Source organism: Winogradskyella aquimaris (assembly GCF_042676105.1).
GTDB lineage: Bacteria > Bacteroidota > Bacteroidia > Flavobacteriales > Flavobacteriaceae > Winogradskyella > Winogradskyella aquimaris.
Genome location: NZ_JBHTJQ010000009.1, coordinates 34,919 through 58,778, shown reverse-complemented (window position 1 = coordinate 58,778; position 23,860 = coordinate 34,919). Strand labels below are relative to the sequence as shown.

Here is a 23,860-nt window from a genome sequence, read left to right as displayed (position 1 = left end):
GTGGAAACTAATTACATTTTTAAGATATTGCTTCATGCAATCTTTGGTGCTTTATTGTATTATATAGGTTTTTTCCCGAAGCTTTTCTTTTTTGGAGTAATAGGTTATTTTTTGTTTAAAATCATTGTTTCCCATCCCAAGGAAAAAACTACTTCAGTTTTACTTGGTTGTGCCTATCTAACAGGTGCGGAAGTTATTTTTAGGATGACAGGTGGTGGATTGTTTTATGAGTCTTCTAAATACTTCATTATTTTCTATATCATTTTTGGTATGTTCTATACAGGTGTTTCAAATAAAGGCTACCCATATTTCATATTTCTAATATGTCTTGTACCATCTGTAATTGTAGCATCAACAACTATAGGCATCGATGGTGACTTAAGAAAAAATGTGGCATTCGTATTAAGTGGACCTGTGTGTTTGGGTATATCGGCACTCTATTGTTATGATAAAAAAATAAATATGAGACAGATACTAGGTATACTGCATTACTTGTCTTTACCAATTGTGACATTAACCACCTATTTATTTTTATATACACCAACAATAAAAGGGATAGTAACTGGTACAGACTCTAATTTTGCTGCTTCGGGTGGTTTTGGTCCCAATCAGGTTTCAACGGTTTTAGGTTTGGGCATGTTTGTGTTTTGTGTCAATTATTTTTTAAACTCTAAAACCAAGTTATTAAGAGCTGTTAATATTGTATTATTTGCATTGGTGTCATTCAGAGCAATAATAACTTTTAGTAGAGGTGGCGTTTTAACGGCTATTTTAATGATTTTTGCGTTTTTGGCCATTGTATATTCCAAATCCAATAGAAGACAAAAAAATATTATTCTTACGTCTTTTGCATCATTTTTGTTGATTTCTTCATTGATTTGGTTTGTAAGTTCAAATCAAACCGATGGTTTAATAGAAAAGCGATATACCAATCAAGATAAAATAGGGAGAGAGAAGGCGGATTTCAGTGCTGGTAGAGTAGATTTATTTGTGGGAGAACTTAATGGTTTTATAGATGAGCCTTTTTTGGGTGTTGGTGCAAGTGGTATGAAAGAGCGAAGGTTGGTAAGTTTAGGTCGAGTAGTAGCAACGCATAATGAGTTGAGCAGGTTGCTTTCAGAACATGGAATTTTAGGAGTTATTATTCTTTTGATTTTAATATTTAAACCATTTGATATGAGGACAGCGAATAGATATAATTACTTTTTTTATGCATTTTTAATTTTTTGGTTTGCTACAATTAACCATTCGGCTATGCGAATTGCAGCACCAGGCTTTATCTATGCTTTAGCACTTTTAAATATTAGATATGAAAAACGTCCTTTACGTAGGAAACGCCTTGTCACAAAGAGGTAAAAACCTAACTTCTATTGAAATTTTAAGTACTCACTTAAAACAATTTTGTAGGGTAACAACTGCCTCTAGTAAACAAAATAAAATCTTACGGTTACTTGACATGTTGTTGATGGTTATAAAAAATAGCAAACAGGCAGATTTTTTACTGATTGATACCTATAGTACAACAAACTTCTATTATGCATTCATAATAAGTCAACTCTCAAGACTCCTTAAAATAAAATATATACCCATTTTGCATGGAGGGAATCTGGAGCGTCGTTTACTCAAAAATCCTATAATGAGTAAAATGCTTTTTGAGAATGCGTATAGACTAGTGTCACCTTCATATTTTCTTAAGAATAATTTTATTGATTACGGTTATAATAACATCCAATATATTCCTAATATCATAGAGATAAACAATTATGATTTTGTTAATAGACCAATTTCAGATATTAATTTATTATGGGTTCGGTCTTTTAATAAAATATACAACCCAACTTTAGCCATTCATGTGGTAAAGGAATTAATCAATAGAAATGAAAAAGTTAAACTTACAATGGTAGGACCTAAAAGCGATGAGTCTTTTTCAGAAGCCCAAACTATGGCCATGACCCAACAATTGGATGTAAATTTCACTGGTAAACTATCAAAAAAAGAATGGATAGATTTATCAAAAGAGAGTAATGTTTTCATAAACACGACCAATTTTGACAATGCTCCTGTGAGTGTTATTGAAGCCATGGCACTGGGTTTACCAGTGGTTTCTACCAATGTAGGTGGTTTACCTTTTTTAATTTCCCATAATGAAGATGGGCTTTTAGTTCCTCCGGATGACGTAAATGCCATGACCAACGCAATCCTTTCATTAAAAGATGACTCTAACTTAAAGCATAAAATAGTACTTAACGCCCGCAATAAAGTAGAACAATTTGATTGGAATAACGTAAAGGCCAAATGGAAAGCGCTTTTATCCTAAATCATCTTAAAAATCAAAGGATGTTAGTATATTTACACTATTGCTAAACCAACTATGACAAAAAAAAAGGGTATTCACTTTGAAGTCTCTGAACGAAAGATTCTTTTGCGAATCATGGATTTGGCCATGGTTTTTTTAGCAATTTATGGTTTAAATCTCTACCCAAAGTTTGAATATTTAGGCTTTGATAGTGAGAATATAGTGTCTTTAGTCCTACTTGGAATATACATTTTAATTTTCGGAACCATTTTTGAACTTTATGATTTACAAAAGGCTAGTAAACTAGATACGACTTTCAGGAATATTGTTATCACAACTTCTACAGTGGTACTGTTTTATCTTTTGACTCCTGTTCTATCTCCTTATCTTCCGGAAGAGCGTATTCAAATTGTGTACTTCTATCTAGCTATTATTATTTCTATCTTATTATGGCGTTTATTTTATATTAACCTTATTGAATCTCCGAGGTTTTACAAACGTGTTTTGATTGTCGGTGAGATATCCAATATAGATGGTTTGGTTAAAGCGCTTAATGCAAAAGATCCTAATTACAAGATTGTTGGTTTTATTAATAGTGAAGTTTCTACACCAGACTCGGTTAAATTTAAGGGCTTAAAAGAGTTCAGTGCTCAAGATTTCCTAGATGTCATAGAAAGAGAGCGTATCTCAGAGGTGTTAGTTGCAAGTTTTAATTCCGAAGCAATAATAGCCGAGGTTTATCATGATCTTATGTTACTATTAGAGCGTGGGTTTAAGATAAGGGAGTATACTCAGGTTTATGAGGAGTTGTTGCACAGAGTGCCTATTCAGTTTGTGGGAAAGGACTTCTACAAATATTTCCCTTTTAGCAGAAGCAATGAAAATAAGCTGTATATTTTTTTTCAGCGTACCTTTGATATTATCATTTCAGTTGTTGGTCTTGTTCTGGGCATATTGATTCTGCCTTTAATTTTAATTGGTAATTTAGTAGGAAATAAAGGCCCTTTATTTTATACACAAGAGCGTATTGGACGAAATGGAAAACCATTTAGAATCATAAAGCTAAGAACAATGATCGTCAATGCTGAGATTGACGGAGTGAAATGGGCAAAGAAAAATGATAAAAGAGTTACGGCATTTGGGAAATTTTTGAGACGGTCAAGGTTGGATGAAATCCCTCAATTTTTTAACGTCCTTAAAGGGGATATGAGTATCATTGGGCCAAGACCAGAACGCCCATTCTTTGTTAATGAATTAGCTCGTATTATTCCATTTTATGAAACAAGGCATATCATTAAGCCAGGTTTAACAGGATGGGCACAAGTTAATACACGATATGGAGGCTCAATCGATGATAGTTTAACCAAACTGCAGTACGACCTGTATTACATAAAACACCGCAGTGTATTTCTTGATTTTAGTATCTCAATAAAAACCCTAAGCACAATTTTATACTACAGAGGTCAATAAGCTTTAATTTTTAAGATGGTAAATTAGAAAATAATATCTTACCACTAAAGCAACAAGTATAGGTATTAGAGCAATTGCAAAAATCTGTACACCAATAATCCAATGCAGCGTTAAAAGAGAAAGCATAATAACTAAAAACTTAAGGTAACTCCTTAACCATTTCTTGGGCTCTTTTTTCATTAATTGCACAGTAATAAGAATATTCAATGGGAAGGCCCAAAGTAAATTATAATTCTGCCATGTCGCCGTATGGTTGGTCCCAAACCATAAAAACAGAAGTACAATACCTACTAATGCTGTAATAGAAAATAAAATGGTATCTAACCATTTAGTGCGCTTGGTGTTTTTGAAGTCTTTATAAGTTATAAAAAGTATAACTAATGAGACCAGACCAAAAATTAATAATGGACTGTATAAAAAGTTGGATGAATTTTCTTCTCTTTTCTCATAGATAACCTTCGAGGATTTCACCAATTCACTATTGTCTTTACGCTTTGAAACTTCAAAGAAGGAATAAATATATTTAGGTAAAAACATATACTCATTGGCTGTAGCTGTTCTATCCACAACAGAACCTAAAGCTAAATCAATTCCAAAGCTTCCCCATGAATTTTTATCTACATGTTCGTAAATAAGCTGTCTAAACGTCTTCGGTTCAAAGTTTGGTGGCGTATTGTAAAGTATTGAATTGTCAGTTACGCTATTGGAGACATCTCTTATTTTGGTAGCACAATTATCATAAAAAAAGTCATAAAGGTACTTTCTGTTCTCAGGTTTATAATTATTCTCTAAAAAATTGAAAAGTCTTTGCTTTTCAAGTTTAGAAAAGTTTAAAACCTGTTCTTTAATTGTTCTGTCTACGCTTGAATAGTAATTAAGAATATCCGAATAGTAATGTCTGCTGATAAGATAGTTTAATTTACCCCTTGCAAATTTTAAATAAAAGTTGGGTGCATCAAAATCGTATTGACCGTAGCCATAAACGAGATCAATGCCTTTGGTATTGTCTTTTATCCTAAAGGCATTGTGGCCAAAAGCATCGTTTAGAGATGATCCTGGTCCAAAGGTCAAAATCGAGACCTCAGAATCTTCAGATAATTGAAATTGAAATGCAAAGGATAATGAAACAAAGAAAAAGGTTAAGAGCGATAGTTTTAATTTCATATATAATTGTTAACTATCTAAAAATACTAAAATCTATCTTCAAAGAAAATACATTAGAATACAATGCAGCACTTTGGTCTCCGATATCGGTGAAGGCATAATCAATTTGTATGCCTTTGTATTTAAAGCCCACTCCAAAGTTAGGTTGAAAAGTTAAATCCTCAGAATTATCAATTTGTCTTTCATTCTGAAAATTTCCTAAGCCACCTCTTAGGAAAACCAAATCCGTATATCCAAACTCAAAGCCCAAAGCAGGATTGATACTTGCAAATGATGTAGAAAGTACATCATTATTTTCTTCAAACCGGATATTAAGGTTTGCAGCAGCTAATAATGAATAGTCATAATTAAAAATCCATTTTTTAGACATGCCCAACTCTAATTTAGGAATGGTTATTTCTGTAGTTTCGGGTAGTTCCTGATTTTGTCCTTCAACAGCTCCACTAATCTGTTCAAACTTTTCTTCGTCAATAGACCAGGCATTGTAAGTTGTTGTAATATCTCTTGCCATTAACCCAAATTTCCAGCCAGAGTTGTTTTCAAATTGAATGCCAGCATCAAGACCAAATCCCCAAGAGGATGCAAAATCTCCAATAATACGTCGTATAATTTTGGCGTTAACACCAAAATTAAGACCGTCTAGCGGTAGTTTCCTGGCATATGAAAATGTTAGCCCATAATCTGCAGTTGAAAAGGTGCTGATTCTGTCATAGTTAATATTACCTTGATCGTCTATCAATTGTGTAGTGTCCAAAATATCGTCTACACCAAATCTTATAAGTGAGAGGCCAACGGCACTTCGATCATCTAATGGCATGGCATAGGCGATATAATTATAATTGGCAATATTGGCAAAATAACTTGAGTGCATAAGAGCAAGCTGATTATCCTCAAGATGTACCAATCCCGCTGGATTCCAGTATCCAGAGTTCACATCGGCAGTTTGAGATACCACAGCATTGCTCATACCCAAAGCAGCAGCATCTACACCAATATTCATAAATTCGTTAGAATATTTCCTTGTGGTTTGTGCCGTAGCTACATAGGTTATAAGTGCTAAGAGAATTACAATGTAATTTTTCAACAGCAAAATTTTTTACAAAGATGCACAATTTTTCTATCTATTTAACTTCAAAAACACCTTCTTATTGTTTATTGGGAACTACAAAATGAAAAAATAACAGTCTAAGCCCAAATACTTTTATATTTTTACAAAAAATAGAGTTATGGGCTTAAAGCGTCATATACCTAATTTAGTTACACTTCTAAATTTATTTTCGGGCTGTATCGCTGTGATATTTGCAGTATATGGTAATTTTATCGTTGCTGCTTTTTTTGTATTCTTGGGTATCTTCTTAGACTTTTTTGATGGTTTGCTCGCTCGACAACTCAAGGTGCAGAGTCCTTTGGGTATACAGCTGGATTCTTTAGCAGATTTAGTGACGAGCGGAGTAGTGCCAGGTATCATTATGTTTAAGCTTATCTCATTAACAATTGATAGTCCAGATTATGGGTCCTACACCGAAAGCTGGAATTCCGTTTTTCATTGGCAGGGATTTAAAATGTCTTTGTTGCCATTAGTAGGTTTATTTATTCCGTTAGCATCAGCCTATAGATTGGCAAAATTTAACTTAGATGAAGACCAACAGACTTACTTTAAAGGATTGCCAGTACCAGCGAATACCTTATTGATATTAGCATTACCATTGATTTTAGAATATCAGAATAATGACATTATGAATAGCATAGTCATCAATAAATGGTTCTTAATTGCATTAACGTTTTTAAGCTGTTATCTCCTCAATTCTAAGGTTAAATTATTTGCCCTTAAGTTTAAGGATTGGAGTTTTAAGACTAATGCAGTGAGGTATGTTTTTTTATTCCTATGCTTGGTGACCTTGGTGGTGTTGCAGTTTGCAGCAATACCCTTGATTATTTTACTCTACATTTTAATGTCTTTGATAGACCAAAAAAACATACACTAATACATAACAAACTAAAACATGGCAGAAGTTATTTTTACACTCTTAATGCTAGTCATGCTTCAAGCAGTACTAGGTTTTGATAACCTACTTTATATTTCTTTAGAATCTAAAAAGGCGCCTTTAGATAAGCAGAAACATGTAAGAAAGGTTGGTATATTAATTGCCATTGTACTCAGAATAGTTTTACTTTTTGTATTGGTTTCTGTTATAGGGTATTTTCAAGAACCATTCTCTTTTTTAACAGGTCATATCGAAGATGTTTTAGATTTTGCCTTTAATGGTCACAGTCTTATAGTTCTTGCAGGTGGTGGATTTATCATTTATACCGCTATTAAGGAGATTTGGCATATGATTTCAACTAAAGATCTTACAGTAGACCAAATGGCAACAGAAAAGGGCACTAAATCTGCTAATGCTGTTGTGGTGAGTATCGTAATCATGAATTTGGTCTTTTCTTTTGACTCTATTTTGGCAGCTATTGGTTTAACAAGTGATATAGACAACTCTACAACAGCTTTTATTGTTATGGCCATAGCTATTGTTATTAGTGGACTTTTAATGTTGTTGCTTGCCGATAAGATTTCTACATTTTTATCTAAAAATAGAATGTATGAGGTTCTGGGACTGTTTATCTTATTTATTGTGGGAATTATGCTAATTACCGAAGGAGGGCATTTAGCCCACTTAAGAATCTTTGGAAATGAAATTGTACCAATGAGCAAAACAACATTTTATTTTGTTATTGCCATACTGGTCGTGGTTGATGTGGTTCAGGGACGCTATCAGAAAAATTTAATAAAACAAGAAATCAGTAAAAAATGAAAAAACTAAAGCTAAGACCGGTACTCGTCATTTTTTTAATATTTATGGTGTTGCAATTTTTAATCATCTTTTTGGATGTTCAGCTTACAAAAAGTAATAGTGATTTAACTTCAGTTACAAATCCAATAATTTCAATTTTCAGCCTTCCAATAAGTGTCATTCACAGAAGATTACCATTTTATGTTAATGAAAGCTTGTACGTTAGAGCTATATTTTGGATGGTGAATTTACTTATTCAATCTGCTCTATTGTATTTAATAATACTAGGATTCAAAAGGGTAAGAAGAAAGCTAAAGAAAATGGATTAGTCTAAAATTCCAATTTCTTTTTTCGTAACTCAAAGTTTTGGCCTAAATAGACTTTGCGCACCATTTCATCACTGGCAAGTTCCTCTGGTTTACCAGCTTTTAAGATACCTCCTTCAAACATTAGATATGTTCTGTCTGTTATAGCAAGGGTTTCCTGAACATTATGGTCCGTAATGAGTATGCCGATATTCTTTTTAGTCAGTTTTGCAACAATGCGCTGAATGTCCTCTACTGCGACTGGGTCAACACCTGCAAAAGGCTCATCTAACAAAATAAAGTTCGGATCAGTTGCTAATGCTCTTGCAATTTCAGTACGACGACGTTCTCCACCAGACAACAAATCTCCACGGTTGGTTCTAATATGACCTAGACCAAACTCCTCTATTAAAGACTCCATTTTGGCATGTTGTTCTTTCTTGCTCAATTTGGTAAGCTGAAGCACACTCAAAATATTATCCTCAATACTCAGTTTTCTAAATACGGAAGCTTCTTGTGCCAAATAACCAATACCATTTTGTGCGCGCTTATACATAGGAAATTTAGTAATGTTGGTATTGTCTAAATAGATATTTCCACCATTAGGTTTGATGATCCCAACAATCATATAAAATGAAGTGGTTTTACCAGCACCATTAGGACCAAGTAGACCCACAATTTCTCCTTGATTCACTTCAAGCGAAACATCTTTTACTACTTTACGTCCACTATAGGACTTCATCAAATTTTCTGCACGTAACTTCATACTTTAGCTATGAGCGCTAAAAATAACAAATTCATAAAGAACCTATTATCCTAACTTTATATTTATAAAAAGTTTAACCTTGATCTTCAAGGGCTTCCCAATATTCGTGTGCTCTTCTTAAATGTGGGATAACTATAGTGCCACCAATTAAAGTAGCAATTCCAAGTGCTTCACTAACTTCGGCTTTACTCAAACCCTCTTTGTAAGAGGCTTCCAAGTGATACCTGACACAGTCGTCGCAGCGAAGTACTGTCGAAGCAACTAGTCCAAGTAATTCTTTAGTTTTTTTGTCTAAAGCACCGGCTTCAAATGCATTGGTGTCCAAATTAAAAATACGCTTTACAATTTTATTATTGTCAGCGAGGATTTTGTCGTTCATTTTAGAACGATAGGTGTTAAATTCTTCAACGATATTAGACATGTTTCTGTTTTCTTTTTTGTTTTCTAACCACTAAAGTAGAAATGTAAATACTTGCTTGATATAATATTAAAATAGGTATGGCTACAATAACCTGACTGGCAACATCAGGTGGCGTGATAATTGCCGATAATATTAATACGATTACTAAAGCATACTTTCTGTATGTTCTTAAAAATTGTGGGGTTACCAAGCCAACTTTGGTTAAAAAGTAGATGATGATTGGCAGCTCAAACACAAAACCAGAAGCTAATGAAGAGGATCTTACAATAGCAATGACAGAACTAACGTCAAACTCATTAGAAATCTGTTCACTGATTTGGTAGTTTGCTAAAAAGTTAATGGATAGTGGTGTGATGATGTAGTATCCAAACAACACTCCAAGGAAAAACAAAACCGAAGCTATTATTAAAAACCCTCTTGAGTTTTTTCGTTCGTTTGGCATTAGCCCAGGACTTATAAAGCTCCATAATTGATAAAGTACATAAGGAAAAGCCACAATAAAACCTGCATATATGGATGTCCAGATGTGAGCTGAAAACTGTCCGGCAACTGTTCTATTTTGGATAATAAATGGAAATTTATCTGCACAGAATGTGGTGTCCTCTATACCTAAGATTTGCGACATTTTACATAGGCCTTCATAGGTAGGGAAACTCATATGAGTTGGTCCAAAAATAATGACGTCGAAAACAAACTCTTTAAAGATAAAAGCTAAGGTTGCAGCAATAACAACACCTAAGGTGGCTCTTATTAAATGCCATCTTAAATCCTCAAGATGGTCTAAAAAGGACATTTCATCTACACGCTTTTTTGCCATTATATAATGCCTTCTTTTATTAAATCATGCAAATGAACAACGCCAGCATACTTCCCTTCATGCTCAACCAATAATTGCGAAATACCAAAACCTTCCATCTGTTTTTTAGCGTCTACTGCCATGGCATCTTCAGCTATACGTCTCGGGTTGTTACTCATTATATCCTTAGCGGTAAGGTTGGTAATGTCATCACTCTTACTCAGCATACGACGTAGATCGCCATCGGTTATAATACCAACAATTTCATCTGCTTCAACAACAGCAGTTACACCCAACATTTTTTCGGTAATTTCAACAATGACTTCTTTCAAACTTGCGTTTAAACTCACCTGTGGTTTTTGGTTTTGAGAAGAAAGATCACTGACCCTTAGATACAATCTTTTGCCCAAGGCGCCACCTGGATGGTATTTAGCAAAATCGTTGCTAGAAAATCCTCTTAACTCCAATAAACAAACCGCTAACGCATCACCCATTACTAATTGTGCTGTGGTGCTCGTAGTAGGTGCTAGATTGTTTGGACAGGCTTCTTGTTCAACATAAGCATTTAAAACAAAATCGGCTTGTTGCCCTAAGAAAGACTCTTTATTACCGGTTATGGCAATCATTTTATTTTGAGCATTTTTTATTAAAGGTACTAATACTTTAATCTCTGGTGTGTTTCCACTTTTAGAAATGCAAATCACCACATCATCTTTTAAAATCAATCCTAAATCACCATGAATAGCATCTGCCGCATGCATAAAAACAGCTGGTGTTCCAGTAGAGTTTAGGGTAGCTACAATTTTATTGGCAATTATAGCGCTTTTACCAATACCAGTAATAATCACTCGACCTTTAGATTCATATATGAGTTTCACGGCATTTGCAAAATCATCCGTAAGCAATTCCGATAAATGACTGATGGCTTTGCTTTCAAGTTCAATGGTGCTTTTTGCAATATTTAAAATGGACGAAACAGTGTTCAAAACTAATTTTTTAATGTGTTTTCTAGATTTAAAGAAATTGTTATCTTTAAGGTTATGCAAATGTATATAAAATACTAATAGGGATTAATGGGTATTGCAGAAATTGACTTACACTCCGCACTAAAAAAATACTTTGGTTTTTCTGGGTTTAAAGGTCTACAAGAAGAAGTTATAAAAAATGTTGTAGAAGGTAATAACACTTTTGTTATTATGCCTACAGGTGGTGGAAAATCGCTTTGTTACCAATTACCAGCTTTGATAAAAGATGGTACTGCCATAGTGGTATCTCCACTTATTGCTTTAATGAAAAATCAAGTGGATGCCATAAGAGCAGTTTCAGAGCATGATGGTGTAGCACATGTTTTAAACTCGTCTTTAAATAAAACCGAAGTAAAGCGTGTTAAAGACGATATTATCAACGGAATTACAAAGCTTTTATATGTAGCGCCAGAATCGTTAACAAAAGAGGAATATGTAGATTTTTTGAAGACTCAGAAAATCTCTTTTATGGCTGTAGACGAAGCACATTGCATTAGCGAATGGGGACACGATTTTAGACCCGAATACAGAAACTTAAGACACATTATAAAACGAATAGGTGACAATATTCCTATTATAGGGCTGACTGCAACAGCGACACCTAAGGTGCAAGAAGATATTCTAAAAAGCTTAGGTATGACGGATGCGGTTACCTTTAAGGCCTCCTTTAACAGACCAAATTTGTTTTATGAAGTACGGCCCAAAACCAAAAATGTAGATGCGGATATCATTCGCTTTATAAAGCAAAATGAAGGGAAATCTGGTATTGTATATTGCTTAAGTAGAAAACGTGTAGAGGAGCTTGCGCAGGTACTTCAAGTTAATGGAATTAAAGCGGTGCCCTATCATGCTGGTTTAGATGCAAAAACAAGGGTAAAGCATCAAGATATGTTCTTAATGGAAGATGTAGATGTGGTTGTCGCAACCATAGCATTTGGTATGGGCATTGACAAACCAGATGTTCGGTTTGTAATCCATCACGATATTCCGAAAAGTATAGAGAGTTATTATCAGGAAACAGGTAGAGCTGGTCGCGACGGAGGTGAAGGCCATTGCTTAGCATTTTATGCGTATAAAGACATCGAAAAGCTCGAAAAATTTATGTCTGGTAAACCTGTGGCAGAACAAGAGATTGGTCATGCTTTACTCCAAGAAGTCGTTGCTTTTGCAGAAACCTCAATGTCTCGACGTAAATTCATCCTTCATTATTTTGGTGAAGAGTTTGATAATGAAACTGGCGAAGGAGGTGATATGGATGACAACGTTCGCAACCCTAAAAAGCAGGTCGAAGCTAAGAACGATGTCAAAATCCTTTTAGATACCGTCAATAAAACCAATGAAAAGTATAAGGCCAAAGATTTAGTGCAAGTGATTATTGGAAAATCCAATGCTTTAATTTCCTCGCACAAGACTGATGCACAGCCATTTTTTGGTATTGGTAAAGCAAAGGAGGACCGTTATTGGATGGCACTCATACGCCAGGTGATTGTAGCTGGGCTTTTAAAGAAAGATATCGAGACCTATGGAGTGCTGCGTCTAAGTGATACAGGAAAGGACTTCCTTAAAAATCCGAAGTCATTTATGATGGCAGAAGACCATGTGTATGATGAGGATTCAAACGATGGAATTATCACTAACTCTAAAGGTGGTGGAGCAGTTGCGGACGAGCAATTGATGACGATGCTTAAAGATTTACGAAAACGTAATGCAAAGAAGCTTGGTGTTCCACCATTTGTAATCTTTCAAGATCCTTCTTTAGAAGATATGGCACTAAAATATCCGATTACTATAGATGAGCTATCTAATGTTCATGGTGTAGGGGAAAGCAAGGCTAAAAAATACGGTAAGGACTTTATAGATCTTATTGCAGATTATGTTGAAGAAAACGATATTGTTAGGCCAGATGATATGGTCGTTAAATCTACAGGTTCTAATTCTGCACTTAAGCTTTACATTATACAAAACGTAGATAGAAAATTGCCTTTAGATGATATTGCCTCGGCAAAAGGTATGGAGATGCCAGAGTTTATTGGCGAAATGGAATCTATTGTTTATTCTGGAACCAAATTGAATATAGATTATTGGATAGACGAAATTTTGGACGAAGACCAGCAAGAAGAAATTCATGATTACTTCATGGACTCTGATAGCGACAAAATCTCTGATGCCATTGAAGAATTTGATGGGGACTATGACGATGAAGAATTGCGCCTGTATCGCATTAAGTTTATTAGCGAAGTGGCTAATTAATTTTACTTCGTCTGTGTATTGTGCAATCCATGAATATTTTTATGGTTTTCATATCTGAAACCGATGAGAAAATCTCAAAAATTGAAATACTAATTTTTGTAAGGTTTTAAAGGAGATATTTTCAGCAAGTAATAATACTGAATCCATAATTTAAGGTTAAATGTTTCTTGGAAATTAATCAATTTCATATGAAAATAAAATTCACATATATTATTTTATTTTTCATTTTGGGCATTCAAGTTTTAAAAGCTCAAATTCATGAAATCCCTTTTCAACTGAAAAATGATATCATCCTTATAGAGGTTAATATCAACGATAACACTCAAAATCATACTTTCGTTTTTGATACAGGGGCGTCCTATGATGTCCTAGATACCGAAGTTGCTAAAAGTTTAGGGTTAAAGCCTGATTATAAGCAAGAAGCAAGTGGTGCTGGGGGAATAACATCCGTAGATATTGTTCTAAATCAAAAATTAAATTTGGGAAATACAATAAGTCTTGATATTAGTAATCTAATACTCGTAGACCTTACCAGATTAAAAAACAAGTTAGAACGAAATTTTGATGGTATAATAGGTTACAGCTTGCTTAGAAATTACATCACAAAAATAGATTATGACTACAAGCTTATTCAGTTTTTTGAAAAATTAAATGAAGTAAAAACAGAAGGTTACTCTCGTATTCCGTTTCAGTTTAAGGGCGGTATTCCCATACCACAGTTTGATATTTCCCTAACATTAAATAACAATGAAAATTATACTGGCACCATTTTTTTTGATAGTGGAGCTGCACTTACCCTTAGCATAAATACGCCATATAATAAAAGATATAAACTAAACGAAAAAGTAGAGCGTAGTATAATTTCCGAAACCGAAAATTTAAGTTCAAAATCCATTTCTGAAGATATAGCTATTAAGTCTTTAGATATTGGGGCATTTACCTTAGAGGATATGGTAATTTCATTGGCTAACGATAAAGAAGGTGTAAGCAGTTATAAAGACTATTTGGGTATTTTGGGTGCTAAGGTTATTAGTAGGTTTAATATTATATTGGATTATACCGATTATAACATCTATCTAAAACCGAATGATAACTTTTCCAAAAAATTTGAGTTTCCATTAAGTGGCATAAAATTAAAAAAAGAGGATGGTGTCATTGTAATAGGTAGGGTACAGAAGAATAGTATGGCTTATGATAAAGGTGTGTTAAAGGGAGATAAATTAATCTCAGTTAATGACATTACAACGGACGATATAGAAAAATATCGAGAGCTATTAAAACAAGAAGGTCAAAGCTGTAAACTTGTTCTTATTGATGGGGAAGGAAAACGAAAAGAAGTAAATATAGAGTTAAAAAGATTATTATAAATGTTTCTTGTTTAAAACATTTGAAATGTCAAGAGAACTATCGCTAAACAAATAACTTTTAAATTTATATAATGAGCTTCTTTTATATAAATCTTCCCATATCTGTAGGGCTTACCTTAAAACAAACATTAACCAAAATACACTTTATATATGAGAACAATTAAAAAGTTGACAGTAGTTGTATTTCTTGCAGCCCTAACACTAACCATGGTAGGGTGGCTACCATCCTCTAAAAAACGAACGATAGATTCTGAAGAAAAAGTCATTGTAGTTTTAAAATTTAAAACTCAGAAAGATAAAGGTGAGTATTCAGTTAACCAGTTCGTTAAGCTAATTGATAAAGTTAAGGAAGAACCTAACTTTATTTCTATAAAGCTACATGTTGATCCAAAAGACGAAACAAATATTATGCTTTATGAAGAATGGAAAGATGCATCGTATTATAATAACGAGCATATGAATACTGACCATTTGAAAGAATTCATGGCCAATTCCGTAAATTTTTTAACAGGACCTCCGGAAGTAACCTTTTGGGAAGTGAAGCACACCTTTTAATAAGACCGTTAAACTTCAATAGTTTTAATCGTTAGCTTGCGGTTTGCTTTATGGTGCGATATATTTTGTGAAAAAGAGTTGTTCCTTTTTGATATTTAAAAGGGTCTCAGACAATGTAGCCTCTTGAAGCGCTTTAATATCGCTCTCTTCAATCTGAAAATCGATATTAGTTACATAACGTCCTTTTATCTCAGTATGATGCGATTCAAATTCAAGCGAATCTGAATTTAGAGTGAGTTCAAAGTTTTCACCTTTAAAAGTAAGTTTAGCGCCATTTTTACATTTCACATTCAATGTGCCCACAATAATGGTCTGAAAAAAGAAATAACCACCTAGTTCGTTGAGCCCTGCAAAAAGTACGTTGCTGTCTGAAACACCATAAGCTTGGTGTTCTACGGAAGCGATGATGGCCTCAATAGAATCTTCGCTTGTTTCTGTTTTACCAAAAAATTTTGAAAGTGAAAAACCCATAAAATCTAGTTTTGACAAAACTAAGTTTAATAAATCAATTCACAAATCTAAATTCGTAAATCATAAATCATTGACTATCTTTGCAGCCTTAAACAAAAGAAATTACAATGCAAGACGGATTATACGCAAAATTCAACACCTCAAAAGGGGAGATCTTAGTCAACTTAGAATTCGAAAAAACCCCAGGTACCGTAGGTAACTTCGTGGCTTTGGCCGAAGGTAATTTAGAAAATTCAGCAAAACCGCAAGGAACACCTTATTATGACGGATTAAATTTTCATAGAGTTATTCCAGATTTTATGATTCAAGGTGGTTGTCCACTAGGAACCGGTACAGGAAATCCTGGTTATAAATTTGATGACGAAATTCATCCAGACTTAAAACACGATGCCCCTGGCAAACTCTCTATGGCAAATGCTGGTCCAGGTACTAATGGAAGTCAGTTCTTTATTACACATGTAGAAACACCGTGGTTAGATGGTAAGCATACCGTTTTTGGTAATGTGGTTGAAGGACAAGATGTTGTTGATGCCATTGCGCAAGGTGATAAGATTGAGAAAATTGAAATTATTAGAGTAGGAGAGGCTGCTCAAAAATTCAATGCCATAGAAGCGTTTAGAACGTTTGAGGGTGAACGTGAAAAGCGTGTTGCTGCAGAGCGTGAAACTGCCAGAGCAGAGCTGGATAAACTAGCTGCTGGTTTTGATGAAACCCCTTCAGGGTTGCGCTATAAAATCATTCAAAAAGGGAATGGAAAAAAAGCAGAAAAAGGCAATATGGTATCGGTGCACTATAAAGGTCAGTTAGCAGATGGTACCGTTTTCGATTCCTCTTACAAGAGAAATTCACCTTTAGATTTTCAGGTTGGAGTTGGTCAGGTCATTCCTGGTTGGGATGAAGGGATTTGCTTGCTAAACGTTGGCGATAAAGCGCGATTAGTAATTCCTAGTGATTTAGCCTATGGAGCTGCTGGAGCTGGAGGTGTTATTCCACCGAATGCAACATTAGTTTTTGATGTAGAATTAATGGATACGAAATAACTCTTCATTATCAGACATAGGTTTTTGAAGTCAGATTCCGTAACAAAATTCAAATAAAATCGTCTCACTTTTAGTGAGACTTTTTTTATTTTCAACAAATCAATCATCCTGCCAAAATGAAACTGAAAGCCATAACTGTTTTAATTTTACTTGCATTTTTTAGTTTGAGTTGCTCAAGATCCATTGAATATTCTGAGGAATTCAAAAAACAAACATCTGGGAAATACCTATACAATCCAGATGAATTGATCTTGGTTTACTATGACGGCAATACCTTAAAACTAAATTGGAAGGGTGGCGACATGGTTCCTGTGGCATTAGCCGAAAATGAATTTTTTGTTCCGGATATGTACAAAAAGTTTCAATTTGTAAAGCATCCAGAAACAAAGGAGCGGTATTTATCGGTAATAAATGAAGAGACAAATGAGGTGACTTACGATTACCTGAAGGTAGATGACGATTATAAAACACCAAGTCAGTATTTAGAGGCGGGTAATTACGATAAAGCTCTTGAAGGATTTTTAGAAATTAAAAAACAAGATTCCACAAGTTCTTACATCAACGAATGGGACTTTAATCGAAAGGGTTATCAGTATCTAAACAAAAAAGAATACGAAAAAGCGATCGGTATTTTTCAGTTAAATGCCAAATTACATCCTGATAGCAGTAATGTCTATGATAGTTTAGCAGATGCGTATTTAAGAAGTGGCGATAGTTTACAAGCTTACACTAATTACAAAATAGCTTTAGATATAAATCCAAGAAACTCTCGTGCTAATCGCTATATAAAGGCTTATGAGGCTAAACATTAAAACTTTATTACATTTTTAAGGTAAACGCGCTATAAGTCTTATCTTCGCTAGAGTTTAATTTTATTAATGGCAAATTACGATTACATCATTTTAGGTGCAGGTGCTTCAGGCCTTATGTTGGCCTATCGTATGGCTTCCGATGCGTTTTTTGATGATAAATCAGTATTAATTATTGATAAGGAAAAACAAAAGGGTAACGATAGAACTTGGTGCTTTTGGGAAAATAGTGAAGGGGAATGGGATGATATACTTACCAAAACCTGGTCTAAAATTTATTTTGGAAGTAAGGATTACGATGAAGCTATTGATATTCTGCCTTATCAATACAAGATGATACGAAGCGAACATTTTTATCATAAACTTTGGCAAAGTATTGATGAAAATCACAATATAAAATTCTTAAATGATGAGGTTGTGAATTTTACAGAGTCTAAGGATAATGTTCAGGTCATAACCAAAAATGGAAATTACACAGCATCTAAGCTTTTTAATAGTATACACAAGGCAAATCTTTATAATTCTCAAAAAAAGTATCCTGTACTGCAACAACATTTTGTGGGTTGGTTTGTGAAAACTAAAGAAGATTTTTTTGACGATTCAGTTGCAACCTTTATGGATTTTACAGTGCCTCAAAATGGAAATACACGTTTTATGTACGTTTTACCAACAGACAAAAAAACGGCATTAGTTGAGTACACCTTATTTTCTAAGGACTTGCTCCAACTCAATGAATATGAGGCGGCAATTACTGATTATTTAGCTAAAAAGAATATTTACGATTTTGAAATAGTCGAAAAGGAGAAAGGGTCAATACCAATGACCGTTTTTGAGTTTTCAAAATTCAACTCAAAGCACATCTTAAATATCGGAACTGCAGGTGGCTGGACAAAGGCAAGTACAGGTTATACGTTTATAAATACTACAAAAAAAACAAAGGCACTCATCACATTTTTAAAATCTGAACGGGACCTTTCAAAATTTCATAAGCAATCAAAATTTTGGTATTATGATTTAATATTCTTGGATGTTTTAGCCAATCACAACAAAGAAGGAGCTGCATTGTTTACTTCTATGTTTAAAAAAGCCAATATTAAGACCATTTTCAAGTTTTTAGATGAAGAATCAAACCTATTAGAAGACTTAAAGATTATTCTGTCCGTCCCATCAAAACGATTTATCCAATCTTTATTAAAGCGCTTGTTTTAATTTTCAGAATAGATTTGTCCGCGATGTGGTTTTAAGGCATCTCTTAAAGGCTTCATTTCAGATTCGTCAACAACGAGATAAGCAATACTATGCATTTCACCATATGTTTCAATTCCTGTAAGGTTTAGGTCTAAATTATTAAGAGCAATGTATTCCTTGAGATGTATCAAGTGATGCTCTGCTGTTTTTAAACTAGCAGGACCTCTAAAGTCCCATATTAATTTTAATTTACGCATTGGCAACAGAAATGCCTTTTTCGGCAAAATTTTTAAAGTTAGTCATGAATTTTTTAGTCTGCTTTTTAAAGGCATTAGGCATTAAAAATAGCATCGCATTCATCATAAAATTAGTAGGTTCAAATTTATTTACGCAAGTCCATTTCGTAAAACCTTCTGGTGTGCTATTAAAGTAGTTTTGCTGAATATTTCTAACACCCTTTGTGGTATATGTAGCATGAAACTCGTTTGGGAAGTCTTGCATGGTAATGGTTTCCATCAGTTCCATTTTACGATTTCCAAAGTCGTATTTTAATTTCATTTTAGCACCAAAAGTACCTGGTGTACCCGAAATATGTTCAGAGCTTACCAAACCTTCTTGCCAGTGCTTCATGTTTTCTACTGAATTCATTTTTTTGGCAACCTCTTCCAGTGGTTTTTCAATGAGTATTTCTGTAGTATATTTCATTAAATAAAATTAAAAAGTGCAGAAAGTTATAAAAAGCAGAAATACTAAGTTCAATTTATCGACGTTTCAACCTATTTACAAGACGTAATAATCTTTTTGAACGTCGTTTGATCTAGGAATTATGATGCTGCCACAACTTGTGGAATAGGTGATTTATGTTATTTTTGCTCAACCTCTAAAATGAGGGAGTCTGTAATACATAAATGTTAAGATTTAACGAAGAAAACATTATGAATATGAAACTTAAATTTAAATGCTTGCTCTTAGTATTATTAGCTTTAAACCTTTCTGTAGCTCAACAAAAAGACGAGGTACTCCTAAAAGTAGATGACCAGCCCGTAATGGCCTCTGAATTTTTAAGGGTATATAACAAGAATTTAGATTTGGTTAAAGACGAAAGTCAGAAGGATGTTGATGGCTACCTTAAATTATTTACGGAATACCAATTAAAATTAAAAGAGGCCAAACGGCTTAAGCTAGATGAGGATACAAAATACCAACGCGAATTTTTAAGATATAAGAAGCAGTTAACACAGAATTATTTGTCTGAGAATAAGGTAACGGATGCCTTGGTAAAAGAGGCCTACGATCGTAATAGTTTTGATATTAATGCGTCTCATATTTTGGTACGCTTAGATGCTAATGCCAAGGATACCATAAACGCATATAATCAGGTTTTACAGTTAAGAGAACGTGTGCTAAAAGAAGGTTTTGATGCCGTAAAGGAAGAGGTGCATGATGGAAAAACAATTTTCTTAGAGGACTTAGGTTATTTTTCTGCCTTTAAAATGGTTTATGATTTTGAAACTGCAGCCTACAATACACCAAAAGGCGAAATTTCTATGCCGTTTAGAACCCAATTTGGATATCATGTAGTTAAAGTTAATGACAAACGTCCTTCGCGAGGTACTGTAACCGCTGCGCACATTATGGTAGCACTACAACAAAAGGACTCACTTTTAAATCCAGAAGAACGCATTAATGATATTTATAAAAAATTGCAACAAGGTGAGAAGTTTGAGTCTTTGGCTAAACAGTTTTCTGACGATAAAAGTTCTGCAAGAAATGGCGGAAAATTATCACCGTTTAAGAGTGGGCAATTGAGCTCAACAATTTTTGAAGATCAGGCCTTTGCGCTTGATAGTGACGGAGCTATTAGTAAGCCTTTTAAGTCTGAATATGGTTGGCATATTGTCAAGCGAATCAGTTATGAGCCTCTAAAGTCTTTTGAAGACTTAAAACCTCTTATGGAGTCTAAGGTTAAGCGAGATTCGCGGTCTAAGCTCATTAATGAAGCTATGGTGGAAGAGTTAAAAAAACGCTATGAAATTTCATACAATAACGACGCTAAGGCCCATTTCTCATCCTTATTAGATAACAACTATTTTACGCGTTCTTGGCGATTACCAGAAGAATTGAATGGAGAAGAAATCATCTTTACTATTGGCTCACGTTCGTATAGTTATGATGAGTTTGGTCGTCATCTCGTATCGGCACAACGATTATATGCCAATAAAAAAGGGGATTTTTCAGTAGTTGTTGATAATGAATATGACAAGTTTTTTGAAAATTCTATTCTCAAATACAGAGAGGACAATCTAGAACAAGAAAACGAAGAGTTTGCAAATATCCTTAAGGAATATCGAGATGGATTGTTGTTGTTTGATTTAATGGAAAAGGAAATATGGAATAAAGCCGCAAAGGATACAGTAGGACTTGAAGCTTATTACCAAAAGAACAAATCAAAATACCAATGGGGTGAGCGTGTAGACATTGTAATGGCAACTTCAGCTAATGAGGCTTATGCAAAGAAGGCTTTAAAACTAATGAAGAAAGGGAAGTCGGTTGAAGACATAAAACAAGCATTAAATACAGATAATAAAAACAATATCATTTTTACCACTGGTGTTTTTAATCAGAATGATAGTAAACTGCCTTCAGGCCTCGAAATAGAACAAGGTCTATCTAAAATTTATGCACATAATGACGCCTATCATGTCATAGATATCAATGCTATTCTTCCAGCAGGAACCAAAACTCTAGAAGAAGCCAAGGGTAGTGTCATTAACGATTATCAAAATGAAATAGAGGCGAATTGGATTGATAGTCTTTATAAACGTTACAAAGTGGAAGTTAATGATGACGTTTTGGAAATGGTAAAGTCTAAAATTAAAAACCAATAAGTTTTCTTGAAGAAAACAGTAGTCATACTATTTATTTATATAAGCGTTCTCAGCTGTGATTTTTTCAAAAAAACAGATGAAAGAATTCCTGTGGCAAGAGTTAACGATAATTATCTTTACCAGGAGGATATTAAAGATCTAGTACCGGAAGGCACTAGTAAAGAAGATAGTTTAGTCATGATTAATGCCTACATAAATCGTTGGGCTAGACAATTGTTGCTTATGGATGGTGCCTTACTCAATCTTTCTGAAGATAAGCAAGAGGAATTTTCACGGTTGGTAGAGCAATATAAAAATGATTTATATACCAAGGCTTATTTAGAAGCTTTGGTTAAAAAAAATATAGACACCGTCGTGAATGAAGCTGAGGCGGAGGTCTTTTATGAAGCGAATAAGGAGTCCTTTAAACTCAATGACGATTTATTACAATTAAGGTATATCAGTCTACCGCTTAATCCTATAAATTTTGATACCATAAGAAAAAGGTTCATTCGTTATGAAACTAAAGATAAACGTTACTTAGATTCTATTTCTGTACAATTCAAATCCTACTCTTTAAACGATTCTATATGGGTGAAGTTTAGTCAAGTAGTGGATAAAGTACCTGTAGTTACGCAAGAAAGTAAAGACCAACTGTTAAAAAAATCTAATTTGTTACAGCTCAAAGATTCAATAAACCTATATTTGATGCATGTAAATGACATACGATTGCAGAACGATTATGCACCATTGGAGTATGTCAATAATTCCATAAAACAAATTGTAATTAATAAGCGAAAACTAGAGCTTATTAAACAACTCGAAAATGATATTTCAAAAGATGCGATTAAGAATAATAAATTTCAAATATATAACTAAGGCAATATGTCTTTGTTGCCTTATGTTTTTTGGTACTATTGATGCCCAAGAGATTATTCCTGATGAAGAGGAGGTAAAACAGGTAAAAGATTCTATTGTTAATTCCACGAGGATTAAAGCAGATGGTGTTGCGGCAGTCGTGGGAGATTTCATTGTTTTAGAATCTGATTTAGACCGAGAGATTGCTCAATTAGAAGCTCAAGGAGCAGATTTAAGTGGAGTAACACGTTGTGAGCTTTTTGGTAGTCTTCTAGAAAAAAAGCTATATGCACACCAAGCCATTCAAGATAGTATTATTGTTAATGAGTTATATATCAAGTCCCTTGTAGATCAGCAAATACAGGGTATTTTGGCACAAACCAGAGGTGATATGGAAGGTCTCTTAAACTTCTACAAAAAGGATTCTGAGCAAGCATTAAGAGATGAGATGTACGAAATCAATAAAAATGGCTATCTCGCACAAGAAATGCAGAAAAAAGTCATTGATGGTGTCGAGGTAACTCCAGAAGAAGTGAGAACCTTTTTCAATGAAATACCTGAAGACGAAAGACCAACATTTGGTACAGAACTTAAGGTGGCGCAAATTGTTGTAATTCCAGAAGTTACAGAAGAAGCAAAGCAAGCTGTTATTGAAAGGTTAAAAGGGTTTAAAAGAGATATAGAGGAAAATGGAAGTAAGTTTGCTACTAAAGCGTTGTTTTATTCCGAAGATTCAGGTTCAAAGAATAATGGTGGTTTATTGCCAACAATGAACAGAAAGCAGCCAAGAATGGTTAAGGAGTTTAGAGAAGTAGCTTTTAGTCTTCAGGAGGGTGAAATTTCGGATCCATTTGAAACTGATTTTGGTTTTCATATTATTTATTTAGAAAAAATTAGAGGTCAAGAGTATGATGTAAGACACATTTTACTGCGCCCTGAGTTATCTGAAGAAGCCATTCAAAAAGCAAAAGACAAAATTGATAAGGTGAGAGATCTTATTGTAAGTGGTAAAGTATCGTTTGCTGATGCTGCTAGGGAATTTAGTGATGAAGAGGAAACCAAATATGAAGGTGGACGACTGACCAATCCCACAACTCAGGATTTTAATTTTGAGTTGACAAAAATGGATACAGAAATGTATACTCAGATTCAAGGTCTTAAAGATGGTGAAGTCAGTGAGGTGATCCAAGACGAAGACCGTATCAATAACATTAAGTTTAAAATAATGACGGTTACAGACCGTATTGATGATCATGAAGCCGATTTTGCAAGAGACTACTTAAAGATTAAGGAACTAGCACTTCAGGATAAACAAGTGAGGGCAATTGAAAAATGGCAGAAAGAGGTAATCGCAGATACTTACATTAAAATAAATGGTAAGTATAGGGATTGTGATTACCAAAGTAATTGGTTAAAAGTTGAATAA

23 protein-coding genes are annotated in these 23,860 nt (G+C 34.1%); 14 read left to right on the top strand and 9 right to left on the bottom strand.

Annotation, left to right across the window (positions count from 1 at the left end):
• From ACFQ1K_RS07130 to ACFQ1K_RS07120, 3 genes are read left to right on the top strand one after another with little or no spacing between them, the layout of a single operon-like run.
• Entirely contained in the window at positions 1-1,356 is a 1,356-nt protein-coding gene (locus ACFQ1K_RS07130; protein WP_320555529.1) for an O-antigen ligase family protein, read from the top strand.
• On the top strand, positions 1,310-2,317 hold the full coding sequence (locus ACFQ1K_RS07125; protein WP_386134014.1) for a glycosyltransferase family 4 protein: 1,008 nt from the start codon (positions 1,310-1,312) through the stop codon (positions 2,315-2,317). The genes ACFQ1K_RS07130 and ACFQ1K_RS07125 overlap by 47 nt, the downstream gene beginning before the upstream one ends.
• A gap of 54 nt (positions 2,318-2,371) precedes the next feature.
• Positions 2,372-3,766 (top strand): sugar transferase, encoded by a 1,395-nt coding sequence (locus tag ACFQ1K_RS07120; RefSeq protein ID WP_320555527.1) that lies wholly within the window; start codon positions 2,372-2,374, stop codon positions 3,764-3,766.
• A gap of 3 nt (positions 3,767-3,769) precedes the next feature.
• Here ACFQ1K_RS07120 and ACFQ1K_RS07115 read toward each other — a convergent pair whose 3' ends face one another.
• On the bottom strand, positions 3,770-4,930 hold the full coding sequence (locus tag ACFQ1K_RS07115) for a lipoprotein N-acyltransferase Lnb domain-containing protein (protein WP_320555526.1): 1,161 nt from the start codon (positions 4,928-4,930) through the stop codon (positions 3,770-3,772).
• Between the two features lie 13 nt (positions 4,931-4,943).
• On the bottom strand, positions 4,944-6,014 hold the full coding sequence (locus ACFQ1K_RS07110) for a putative type IX sorting system protein PorV2 (RefSeq protein ID WP_320555525.1): 1,071 nt from the start codon (positions 6,012-6,014) through the stop codon (positions 4,944-4,946).
• Positions 6,015-6,156: 142 nt separating this feature from the next.
• Between ACFQ1K_RS07110 and ACFQ1K_RS07105 the strand changes: the two genes are divergently transcribed.
• Together ACFQ1K_RS07105 and ACFQ1K_RS07100 are read left to right on the top strand one after the other, a co-directional pair.
• Positions 6,157-6,915, top strand: a complete 759-nt coding sequence (locus ACFQ1K_RS07105) for a CDP-alcohol phosphatidyltransferase family protein (RefSeq protein WP_320555524.1) — start codon at positions 6,157-6,159, stop codon at positions 6,913-6,915.
• Between the two features lie 18 nt (positions 6,916-6,933).
• Positions 6,934-7,737, top strand: coding sequence for a TerC family protein (locus ACFQ1K_RS07100; RefSeq protein WP_320555523.1), 804 nt, complete (start codon positions 6,934-6,936; stop codon positions 7,735-7,737).
• A 309-nt stretch (positions 7,738-8,046) separates the two neighbouring features.
• On the opposite strand, the gene lptB is transcribed toward ACFQ1K_RS07100, so the two are convergent.
• The 4 genes from lptB to ACFQ1K_RS07080 all read right to left on the bottom strand — a co-directional run bounded on the left by lptB (position 8,047) and on the right by ACFQ1K_RS07080 (position 10,990).
• Positions 8,047-8,787 carry an LPS export ABC transporter ATP-binding protein gene (gene lptB / locus ACFQ1K_RS07095; protein ID WP_320555522.1) on the bottom strand — a complete coding sequence of 247 codons (741 nt, stop codon included), beginning with the start codon at positions 8,785-8,787 and terminating at the stop codon, positions 8,047-8,049.
• A gap of 73 nt (positions 8,788-8,860) precedes the next feature.
• The gene (locus ACFQ1K_RS07090) at positions 8,861-9,208 is read right to left on the bottom strand and encodes a carboxymuconolactone decarboxylase family protein (protein ID WP_320555521.1); all 348 of its coding nucleotides are present in this window, start codon (positions 9,206-9,208) and stop codon (positions 8,861-8,863) included.
• Positions 9,201-10,025: a twin-arginine translocase subunit TatC gene (gene tatC / locus ACFQ1K_RS07085; RefSeq protein ID WP_320555520.1), complete on the bottom strand. Its 825-nt coding sequence runs from the start codon at positions 10,023-10,025 to the stop codon at positions 9,201-9,203. The genes ACFQ1K_RS07090 and tatC overlap by 8 nt, the downstream gene beginning before the upstream one ends.
• Positions 10,025-10,990: a KpsF/GutQ family sugar-phosphate isomerase gene (locus tag ACFQ1K_RS07080; RefSeq protein ID WP_320555519.1), complete on the bottom strand. Its 966-nt coding sequence runs from the start codon at positions 10,988-10,990 to the stop codon at positions 10,025-10,027. The genes tatC and ACFQ1K_RS07080 overlap by 1 nt, the downstream gene beginning before the upstream one ends.
• A gap of 87 nt (positions 10,991-11,077) precedes the next feature.
• Here ACFQ1K_RS07080 and recQ point away from each other — a divergent pair, with 87 nt between their 5' ends.
• The 3 genes from recQ (at position 11,078) to ACFQ1K_RS07065 (ending at position 15,201) form a co-directional block, all read left to right on the top strand.
• On the top strand, positions 11,078-13,279 hold the full coding sequence (gene recQ, locus ACFQ1K_RS07075; protein ID WP_320555518.1) for a DNA helicase RecQ: 2,202 nt from the start codon (positions 11,078-11,080) through the stop codon (positions 13,277-13,279).
• A gap of 188 nt (positions 13,280-13,467) precedes the next feature.
• Positions 13,468-14,646, top strand: a complete 1,179-nt coding sequence (locus ACFQ1K_RS07070) for an aspartyl protease family protein (protein ID WP_320555517.1) — start codon at positions 13,468-13,470, stop codon at positions 14,644-14,646.
• A 150-nt stretch (positions 14,647-14,796) separates the two neighbouring features.
• Positions 14,797-15,201, top strand: coding sequence for a putative quinol monooxygenase (locus ACFQ1K_RS07065; protein WP_320555516.1), 405 nt, complete (start codon positions 14,797-14,799; stop codon positions 15,199-15,201).
• Between the two features lie 48 nt (positions 15,202-15,249).
• On the opposite strand, the gene ACFQ1K_RS07060 is transcribed toward ACFQ1K_RS07065, so the two are convergent.
• Entirely contained in the window at positions 15,250-15,672 is a 423-nt protein-coding gene (locus ACFQ1K_RS07060; RefSeq protein WP_320555515.1) for a hypothetical protein, read from the bottom strand.
• A 107-nt stretch (positions 15,673-15,779) separates the two neighbouring features.
• Between ACFQ1K_RS07060 and ACFQ1K_RS07055 the strand changes: the two genes are divergently transcribed.
• From ACFQ1K_RS07055 to ACFQ1K_RS07045, 3 genes are all read left to right on the top strand, one after another.
• The gene (locus tag ACFQ1K_RS07055) at positions 15,780-16,712 is read left to right on the top strand and encodes a peptidylprolyl isomerase (RefSeq protein WP_320555514.1); all 933 of its coding nucleotides are present in this window, start codon (positions 15,780-15,782) and stop codon (positions 16,710-16,712) included.
• Between the two features lie 116 nt (positions 16,713-16,828).
• On the top strand, positions 16,829-17,524 hold the full coding sequence (locus ACFQ1K_RS07050) for a tetratricopeptide repeat protein (protein WP_320555513.1): 696 nt from the start codon (positions 16,829-16,831) through the stop codon (positions 17,522-17,524).
• Positions 17,525-17,590: 66 nt separating this feature from the next.
• Positions 17,591-18,730: a lycopene cyclase family protein gene (locus ACFQ1K_RS07045; RefSeq protein ID WP_320555512.1), complete on the top strand. Its 1,140-nt coding sequence runs from the start codon at positions 17,591-17,593 to the stop codon at positions 18,728-18,730.
• On the opposite strand, the gene ACFQ1K_RS07040 is transcribed toward ACFQ1K_RS07045, so the two are convergent.
• Together ACFQ1K_RS07040 and ACFQ1K_RS07035 are read right to left on the bottom strand one after the other, a co-directional pair.
• Complete coding sequence (locus tag ACFQ1K_RS07040) at positions 18,727-18,966, bottom strand: hypothetical protein (protein WP_320555511.1); 240 nt, start codon at positions 18,964-18,966, stop codon at positions 18,727-18,729. The genes ACFQ1K_RS07045 and ACFQ1K_RS07040 overlap by 4 nt on opposite strands.
• Positions 18,959-19,414, bottom strand: a complete 456-nt coding sequence (locus ACFQ1K_RS07035; protein ID WP_320555510.1) for an SRPBCC family protein — start codon at positions 19,412-19,414, stop codon at positions 18,959-18,961. Before ACFQ1K_RS07035 ends, ACFQ1K_RS07040 begins: the two co-directional genes overlap by 8 nt.
• A 236-nt stretch (positions 19,415-19,650) precedes the next feature.
• Here ACFQ1K_RS07035 and ACFQ1K_RS07030 point away from each other — a divergent pair, with 236 nt between their 5' ends.
• The 3 genes from ACFQ1K_RS07030 to ACFQ1K_RS07020 are packed head-to-tail and all read left to right on the top strand — an operon-like array spanning position 19,651 to position 23,860.
• Positions 19,651-21,597 (top strand): peptidylprolyl isomerase, encoded by a 1,947-nt coding sequence (locus tag ACFQ1K_RS07030; protein WP_320555509.1) that lies wholly within the window; start codon positions 19,651-19,653, stop codon positions 21,595-21,597.
• Positions 21,598-21,603: 6 nt separating this feature from the next.
• Positions 21,604-22,455: a peptidyl-prolyl cis-trans isomerase gene (locus ACFQ1K_RS07025; protein ID WP_320555508.1), complete on the top strand. Its 852-nt coding sequence runs from the start codon at positions 21,604-21,606 to the stop codon at positions 22,453-22,455.
• A complete protein-coding gene (locus ACFQ1K_RS07020) occupies positions 22,403-23,860 on the top strand; it encodes a peptidylprolyl isomerase (protein ID WP_386134007.1) in 1,458 nt (485 codons plus the stop codon). Before ACFQ1K_RS07025 ends, ACFQ1K_RS07020 begins: the two co-directional genes overlap by 53 nt.